This window comes from Streptomyces sp. NPDC043867 (assembly GCF_056435845.1).
This window is the reverse complement of sequence record NZ_JBWKDS010000004.1, coordinates 296,260-303,937: the sequence shown is the minus strand read 5'-3', so window position 1 is coordinate 303,937 and position 7,678 is coordinate 296,260. Positions and strand designations below refer to the sequence as shown.

Annotated in this window: 9 protein-coding genes; 2 read left to right on the top strand and 7 right to left on the bottom strand. The window is 73.3% G+C overall.

Features of this window, described 5'->3' with window-relative positions; all coding sequences use genetic code 11:
* Together AC069T_RS06410 and AC069T_RS06405 are read left to right on the top strand one after the other, a co-directional pair.
* Window positions 1-183 (top strand): Scr1 family TA system antitoxin-like transcriptional regulator (locus tag AC069T_RS06410; protein WP_478781626.1); only part of this gene is annotated, 183 nt, incomplete at its 5' end.
* 8 nt (window positions 184-191) lie between these two features.
* Window positions 192-371: a DUF397 domain-containing protein gene (locus AC069T_RS06405; protein ID WP_478781625.1), complete on the top strand. Its 180-nt coding sequence runs from the start codon at window positions 192-194 to the stop codon at window positions 369-371.
* Between the two features lie 69 nt (window positions 372-440).
* Here AC069T_RS06405 and serC read toward each other — a convergent pair whose 3' ends face one another.
* The 7 genes from serC to AC069T_RS06370 form a co-directional block, all read right to left on the bottom strand.
* Window positions 441-1,559 (bottom strand): phosphoserine transaminase, encoded by a 1,119-nt coding sequence (gene serC, locus AC069T_RS06400; protein WP_478781624.1) that lies wholly within the window; start codon window positions 1,557-1,559, stop codon window positions 441-443.
* A 148-nt stretch (window positions 1,560-1,707) separates the two neighbouring features.
* Entirely contained in the window at window positions 1,708-2,973 is a 1,266-nt protein-coding gene (locus tag AC069T_RS06395) for a cytochrome P450 family protein (RefSeq protein WP_478781623.1), read from the bottom strand.
* A complete protein-coding gene (locus AC069T_RS06390) occupies window positions 2,970-4,136 on the bottom strand; it encodes a cytochrome P450 (protein ID WP_358853981.1) in 1,167 nt (388 codons plus the stop codon). Before AC069T_RS06390 ends, AC069T_RS06395 begins: the two co-directional genes overlap by 4 nt.
* Window positions 4,137-4,189: 53 nt before the next feature.
* The gene (locus AC069T_RS06385; RefSeq protein WP_478781657.1) at window positions 4,190-4,825 is read right to left on the bottom strand and encodes a GTP-binding protein; all 636 of its coding nucleotides are present in this window, start codon (window positions 4,823-4,825) and stop codon (window positions 4,190-4,192) included.
* A 13-nt stretch (window positions 4,826-4,838) separates the two neighbouring features.
* On the bottom strand, window positions 4,839-5,186 hold the full coding sequence (locus tag AC069T_RS06380; protein WP_358853959.1) for a DUF742 domain-containing protein: 348 nt from the start codon (window positions 5,184-5,186) through the stop codon (window positions 4,839-4,841).
* Window positions 5,183-5,590 (bottom strand): roadblock/LC7 domain-containing protein, encoded by a 408-nt coding sequence (locus AC069T_RS06375; RefSeq protein ID WP_121402281.1) that lies wholly within the window; start codon window positions 5,588-5,590, stop codon window positions 5,183-5,185. Before AC069T_RS06375 ends, AC069T_RS06380 begins: the two co-directional genes overlap by 4 nt.
* Window positions 5,587-7,557 carry a sensor histidine kinase gene (locus tag AC069T_RS06370; protein ID WP_478781622.1) on the bottom strand — a complete coding sequence of 657 codons (1,971 nt, stop codon included), beginning with the start codon at window positions 7,555-7,557 and terminating at the stop codon, window positions 5,587-5,589. The genes AC069T_RS06375 and AC069T_RS06370 overlap by 4 nt, the downstream gene beginning before the upstream one ends.
* Window positions 7,558-7,678 lie beyond the last annotated feature (121 nt).

The window sequence follows — 7,678 nt, the reverse complement described above, 5'->3', positions numbered from 1 at the left end:
TTCACCTTCGACTCGGAGACGTCGGTCGAAGCGGTCACGCTGGACAATTTGCTGGGCACTTCGGTCCTAGAGACTCCCCAGGACTTGACTGCTTACGCCAGTTTGTTCGACGCACTACGATCGGCAGCGTTGGCACCGGATGGGAGCGCACAGCTCATCCGGGACGTACTCAGAAGCAGCTAGGAAGTCTGATGCCGGTCGAGGTGGTAGGTCCCTTCTGGAAGTCGTCGTACTCCGGGCAGGAGAACAACTGCGTAGAGGTGGCCGTCACCGCCGACCACGGCCGAGCCGTCCGTGACAGCAAGCAGCAGGACGGCCCCCTCCTCACCGTTTCCCGTGAGGGATGGCAGGCGTTCCTCCGGCAGTTCTGACGCACGACGCGACGAAGGGCGCCCCGCGGTTCTCCCGCCGGGCGCCCTTCGTCGTCGTACTGCGTGGGGCTACAGCTTCTCGATCACGTAGTCGATGCACTTCGTCAGCGCCTCGACGTCCGCCGGGTCGATCGCCGGGAACATGGCGACGCGGAGCTGGTTGCGGCCGAGCTTGCGGTAGGGCTCGGTGTCCACGATGCCGTTGGCGCGCAGCACCTTGGCGACGGCGGCGGCGTCGATATCGTCCGAGAAGTCGATCGTGCCGATGACCTGGGAGCGCTTGGCCGGGTCGGTGACGAACGGGGTCGCGTGCTTCGACTCCTCCGCCCAGCTGTACAGGCGGGACGAGGAGTCCTTCGTACGGGCCGTGGACCAGTCCAGGCCGCCCTGGCCGTTGATCCACTCCAGCTGCTCGTTGAGCAGGAAGAGGGTGGCCAGCGCCGGGGTGTTGTACGTCTGGTTCTTGCGGGAGTTGTCGATCGCCGTCGGCAGCGAGAAGAACTCCGGCACGTGACGCCCGCTCGCGTGGACGCGCTCGGCGCGCTCGATCGCGGCGGGGGAGAAGACGCCGATCCACAGGCCGCCGTCGGAGGCGAAGGACTTCTGCGGGGCGAAGTAGTAGACGTCGGTCTCGGCGATGTCGACGGGCAGGCCGCCGGCGCCGCTCGTCGCGTCCACGAGCACCAGGGAGCCCGCGTCGGCGCCCGCGACCCGCTTGACCGGGGCGGCGACACCGGTGGAGGTCTCGTTGTGGGTGAACGCGTACACGTCCACGCCCGCCTCGGCGGCCGGCTCGGGGTGCGTGCCCGGGTCGCTGGTGATCACGGTGGGCTCGGCCAGCCAGGGGGCGAGCTTCGACGCCTTCGCGAACTTCGACGAGAACTCGCCGAAGCTCAGGTGCTGCGACTTGTTCTCGATCAGGCCGTGGGTCGCGACGTCCCAGAACGCGGTGGAGCCGCCGTTGCCGAGGACGACCTCGTAGCCCTCGGGCAGCGAGAACAGCTCGCTCACGCCCTCGCGGACCTTGCCGACCAGGTTCTTGACCGGAGCCTGGCGGTGGGAGGTGCCCAGCAGGGAGGTGCCGGTGGCGGCCAGGGCGTCCAGCGCCTCTGTCCGCACCTTGGAGGGACCCGCGCCGAAACGTCCGTCAGCGGGCTTGATGTCGGAGGGAATCTGGATCTCAGCCACGGCCGGAGCCTAGCCGTTTCCGCAAACGTGGGTGAAACGTCGTCCGTCGGGTGAGACGAGCGGGGCGGCCCTACGGGGTTCCCGCCCCCTCGCCCCCTGCCCGTCCCGTTCCCGGGGCCGCGCCCCCGCGTCGCGCCGCGCGCTCGTCTCAGACGCCGGACCGGCCGGAATCGGTCCTCAGGCGTACCGGCAGTTCGAAGAGGTCGTTCTGGGTGACCACCGGCTTGTTGCGCAGGGAGTCGGCGGGGACCGCGAGGTCGAGGTCGGGGAAGCGCTCGTAGAGGGCGGGCAGGGCGACGCCCGCCTCCAGGCGGGACAGCGCGGCACCGGGGCACACGTGCGGCCCGTGGCCGAACGAGATGTGCCGGTTCGGGGACGTGCGGGTGATGTCGAAGTCGCCCGCCGTGGGCCCGTGCGCCTGCTCGTCGCGCCCGATCGCCCCGTACGACACGATGAGCGCGTCACCCGCCGGGATGACCCGGTCCCCGACGGGGACGTCCTCGGTCGCGAAGCGGATCAGGACGTGCGAGGTCGGCGTCGCGTACCGCAGGGTCTCCTCGACGACCGCGGACCAGTCGGCCGCACCCGACAGGACGAGCGCGCGCTGCTCCGGATGGGTGGACAGGTTCACCACCGCGTTGACGATCAGGGAGATCGTCGTCTCGTGGCCCGCGGCGACCATCAGCTGGAGGGTGGAGACGATCTCCTCGTCGGTGAGGTGGTCCCCGTCCTCCGAGGCGAGGATCAGCGCGCTGGTGAGGTCGTCGCCCGGCGCCTCCCGCTTCGCCGCGACGGTCTCCGCCATGATCCCGGCCAGCTCGGTGAGCGTGGCGATGACCTCAGCGGGCGGGGTCTGGGTGGAGAAGAACTTCTCGAACAGCACCTTCAGCCGGGGCAGCTTCGCCTCGTCGATGCCCATGAGGTCGGCGACGACGTACATCGGCAGCGGGTAGGCGAACGCGGCCTTCAGGTCGACGACGTCGCCGGCGGAGCGGGACAGCCCGTCGAGGAGCCCCTCCGTCAGCTCGGCGATCCGCCCGCGCATCCGCTCCACGCGGCGGGGCGTGAGGGCCTGCGCGACGAGCGTGCGCATCCGCCGGTGGTCGGCGCCGTCCACGGTGAGCATGGAGCGGCCCGGGTTGGCGAGCCCGATCAGCGGCCAGTCGGGGGCTATCTCGCCGCGCTGCCAGGCGCCCCAGACGTTGATGTCCTTCACCAGACGGGGGTCGGTGAGCAGCGCGCGGGCCTCGGCGTGGCGGGTGACCGCCCACACCGGGACGCCGCCGGGCAGCTCCACGGCGGCCAGCGGTCCCGCCTCGCGCAGCCGGGCGCTCTCGCCGTCGAGGTCGGTGACGAAGGGGTCCAGGGCGATACGCGTGGTCTCGGCGTCGGCCGGACTCGTCTGGGTGGTCATGCGGGCGTGCCTCCAAGGGCCGGGGTCGGGGTGAACCGCACAGGGAGCTCGCTGAGCCCGCGCAGCCAGGGCGACGGGCGGCGGGAGAGGGCGTCCGCGGGGACGGCGAGGTCGATGTCCGGCAGCCGGTCCAGGACGACCTCGATCCCGGTCCGCGCGATGACCTCGGCGACCTCCTGGGCCGGGAACGGGCAGCGGTGCTCGCCGTGGCCGAAGGAGAAGTGGGCGTTGTTGCCGCCGGTCAGGGCGGACCCGTCGGTGCGGACCTGCGGGTCGGAGTTGGCGCCCTGGAGGCCGAGCAGCAGCAGGTCCCCGGCGCGGACGCGGCGGCCGCCGAGCTGGGTGTCGCGGGAGGCCCAGCGGCCCGCCACGTTCTGGGTGGGGGTGTCCTCCCACAGGACCTCGTTCATGGCCTCGGCGACGCTGTTGCGGCCGCCGAACAGCGAGGCCGCGAAGCGCGCGTCCGTGAGCATCAGGCGCAGCGAGTTCCCGATCCAGTCCGCGGTCGGCTGGTGGCCCGCGGCCATCATGACCATCAGGTCCTGCACGATCTCCTCGTCCGTGAACCCGGAGGGGTCCGCGAGCATGCGGGAGACCACGTCGTGCGCGGGCTCGGCCTTCCGGTCGGCGAGCAGCCGGGCCATGGAGGACGCGAGGTGCCGCTGGCCCTCCAGCGCGCCCTCGCGTCCGTTGATCATGTCGTTGAGTGCGGTGACCAGGCCCGGCCCCTCCTCGTCGGAGAAGCCGTACAGCCGGGCCAGTACGCGGACCGGCAGCAGCGCCGCGTAGTCCCCGACGATGTCCGTCTCGCCCTTGGCGCAGACCGCGTCGATCAGCTCGTCGGCGAACTTCTCGGCGTGGGCGCGCAGTTCGAAGGGGTCGACGCCCTCGAGCGCGTTGCTGATCATCGCGGCGCGTTCGCGGTGGCGTTCGCCGACCGTGTAGAGGATCGAGGGCTGCTTGCGGCCGATCATCGGCAGCAGCGGCCAGTCGTCGGGGATGCGGTCCCACTGGTTCCACAGCTCGGAGTCCCGGCTGAACAGCACGGGGTCGCCGGTCACCTGGTGCAGCTCGCGGTAGCCGAGGACCAGCCACGCCGGGATGTCGCCGTCGAGGACCACCGGGGTCACGGCGCCGTGTTCGCGCCGCAGCTCCCGGTACATCGCTGCGGGTTCGGTCTGGAACCTGGGCCCGCTCAGGGGCACGGGGGCGGAGGTCACAGGGCCAACTCCGGGGATTGAATGGCGTCGTCACCGGCGGTCCTGGCGGCGGGGACGGTGCCGCCGCCCTCGGCCGGCCGGGCCGCGTACAGGGTCTGGAGGTGCTCGACGAGGGTGATCAGCACCTGCTTGCTGGACGCGCGGGACCGTGCGTCGCAGTCGAGCAGCGGGACGTGCGGGTCGAGGTCGAGGGCCTCGCGGATCTGGGCGGGGGTGTGCGTGGGGCCGCCGAAGTCGTTGCAGGCCACGATGAACGGCGTGCCGTGGTGCTCCAGGCGGTCGATGGCGTACCAGGAGTCGTCGATGCGGCGGGTGTCGACGAGGACGACCGCGCCGAGCGTGCCCGCGAACAGCCGGTCCCACAGGAACCAGAAGCGCTCCTGTCCCGGCGCGCCGAAGAGGTACAGCACGTTGCGCGCGTCGAGGGTGATGCGGCCGAAGTCGAAGGCGACGGTGGTCGCGGACTTGCCGCGCACCTCGCTGATGTCGTCGACGGCCTCGCCGGCCTGGGTCATCGTCTCCTCGGTGTTGAGGGGACGTATCTCGCTGACCGAGCGGACCAGGGTCGTCTTGCCGACGCCGAAGCCGCCCACGACCACGATCTTCAGGCCGTTGTCGGCGGTGGCCCCCAGCGGGGTCCGCGCGTCAGAGGTTACGGAGTCCAACGAGCACCTGCTCCAGGATGTCGGGATCGGGAAGAGCGTCCTTCTGCGGGTGGCGGGCGCTGATGCGGCCCGCGGCCAGGAGGTCGGAGAGCAGGATCCGGGTGATGCTCACCGGCAGCCGCAGCTCGGCGGCGACCTCCACGACCGCGGTGGGCCGTTCGGCCAGCCGCAGGATCGCGGCGTGCTCGGACTGCATGCCCGTGACCGGATCGCACTCGGCGACCACCAGCGTCACCAGGTCGAACGGGGTGTCGGGCCCGGACCGGGTGCGCCCTCCGGTGAGGGTGTAGAGCCGGTCGGGGGCATCGTCCCTGCCGGGTCGGCTCATGACGTACGCGGCTGCGCGCTCAGGTGTTCGCCGAGTTGCTCCACGAGTTCGCTCATGTTGTGCCCGACCAGACCGGCGTCGGCGTCCTCGCCGGTGACCACGGCGAGGTGCGCGCCCTCGCCGGCCTCCACGATGAACAGGACGCCGCCGTAGAACTCGGCCATCGCCGAGCGCACGCCGCCGCTGCCGTCGCCGAACTCGACGGACGCCCCGTGGGACAGCGACTGGATGCCCGCGGCGATCGCGGCGAGCTGGTCGGCCTGGTCGACGGAGAGTTCCGGCGTACGGCACAGCTTCAGGCCGTCGCGGGAGAGCACGAGTGCGTGCCGGGCTCCCGGGGTGCGCTCCAGCAGGCCCTCGATGAGCCAGGTGAGCTTCTCGTCGGCGGTGGTGGTGCCGGTCATGGGGTGGTGTCGCCTTCCGGGTGCGAGGGGGAGTGCGCGTGCGAGGGGCCGGCGGGGGCGTCGGCCGGTTCTGGGGAGGTGGCGGTGGGGCGGTCGGTGTCCCGGAGCGCCGCCGGGGCGGCGTGCGCGGTCTCCGGCGGGAGAGCGGCGTGCGCGCCGTGGGCGGGCCCGGCGTTCTCGGGGGCGGGGGTGCCGCCGTCCCGAGCTGCGTCCTGGGCGGCGTGCGCCTCGCGTCCGCCGTTCTGCTCGGCGTCCTGGGCGGCGTGGGCGCCGCGTGCGGGGCCGGTGTCCTCGGCGGCGGGCGTGCCGCCGTCCTGGGCGGTGTGCGCCTCGCGTCCGCCGTCCCGCTCGGCGTCCTGGGCTGCCGCCGCACCGCGTACGGCCTGGCGGAAGCTGCCGAAGCGGGCGACGCGGGCCCTGGTGTCGTCGGCGGAGGGTGCCTCGCGCTCCGTCCTGGCGTGGGCGCCGGTGCCGTGGGCGCGGCGCTCGGCCGCCGCGAGGGTGCGGCCCCGGCGCCGCTTGGGCAGACCGCCGGTGGCGCTCGGGCCGGGGGCGTGTCCGGCGCGGGCGGGCGACTCGTGGGTCGGGAGCGGGTCCGGGTCCAGGTCGGCGGCGGCGCGGGCGGCGGCGTACGACACCGGGGGCCGCGTCGGCGACGGCTCGGCGGAGCCGTGACCGGCGGGGGCCGCCGGGGAGGCCGGGGCCGGCTCGGCGGGGGCTTTCCTCAGCGCGGGCCGGGTGGCCGCGGCGGGCGCGGGCACGGCCGGCTGCGGGGCGGCGGGCGGCGCCAGGAGGTCCTGGGGGATGAGCACCAGGACGCCGGTGCCGCCGCGCGCGGACGGCCGGAAGGACACCTTGAGGCCGTGCTTGCGGGCCAGCCGGCCCACCACCGCGAGTCCGAGCCGGGTGCCGGTGAGTCCGCCGAGGCCGGTGACCTCGCCGGACACGGCACTCTCGGCGCGGCGCAGCTGGACGTCACCCATCACCAGGCCGCTGTCCTCGACGGAGACGATGACGCCCGCCGGCACCTCTTCGACGTAGACGTGCACCTCGGCGGTCGGCGGCGAGAAGTTGGCGGCGTTGTCGAGGAGTTCGGCGAGCGCGTGCATCACGCCCTCGGCCGCGTGTCCGGAGACGGCGACCTCGCTGGCGGAGTGCACCCGCACGCGCTGGTAGCCGCTGATGCGGCCCATCGCGCCGCGCAGGATCGACTCCATGACGATCGGGCGGGCCCAGCGGCGCCCGGAGCGGGCGCCCGCGAGGACCGCGACGGAGTCGGCGAGACGGCCGGCCTGCGCGGTGCGGTGGTCGAGGTGCAGGAGGTCGGTGAGGACCTCCTCGTCGGAGTGCCGCTCCTCCATCGCGCGGAGGTCGGCGAGCATGCCGGTGGCCAGGGCCTGCATCCGGCCGGCCGCGTTGGCGGTGGCGGAGAGGGCGGCGTCCCGGGCGTTCTCGGCCTGGCGGGTGCGCTCGGCCAGGCGGGCGTTCTCCCCGGCGAGCCGGGCCCGGTCCTCGGTGAGCCGCTGCCGCTCCCGGGCGGACTCCTCGCCGAGCCGTGCCCGCTCCTGCGCGAACTCCTCGGTGAGGCGCACCCGTTCCCGTGCCGCGTCCTCGGCGAGCCGGGCGCGCTCCTGCGCCAGCTCGCCCGCGAGGCGCCCGCGCTCCTGCGCGAACTCCTCGGCCAGCCGGGCCCGTTCGTGCAGGAGCCGGCCGGTGTCGGCCGTCGTGGCGTCGAGCCGGCGGCGCAGCGTCCTGGACGTCTGCGCGGCGCGGGTGGCCACGGCGACGGCGGCGCACAGCAGTACGGCACCCGCGCCGGCGCCCCAGGCGAGGGGCGTGCGCACGGAGTCCGGGGCCAGCGCGACCGAGCCGGCGACCACGAGGGCGGCCAGGACGGCGGTGAACAGCGGAAGGGGCGCGACCGTACGGAAGGTGGGCCGTTCGCCTGGAGGGAGGGGCGCGGTCATGAATCGTGTCCTCGGTCGGGGCCTCGGTCGTGTTCTGGGCGAGAGTCATGTTTCTGCGCGGGAAGCGACACCTGATGCCCAACAGCCGGTCACTATATGAGAGTTCGTGATCGAATTGGGA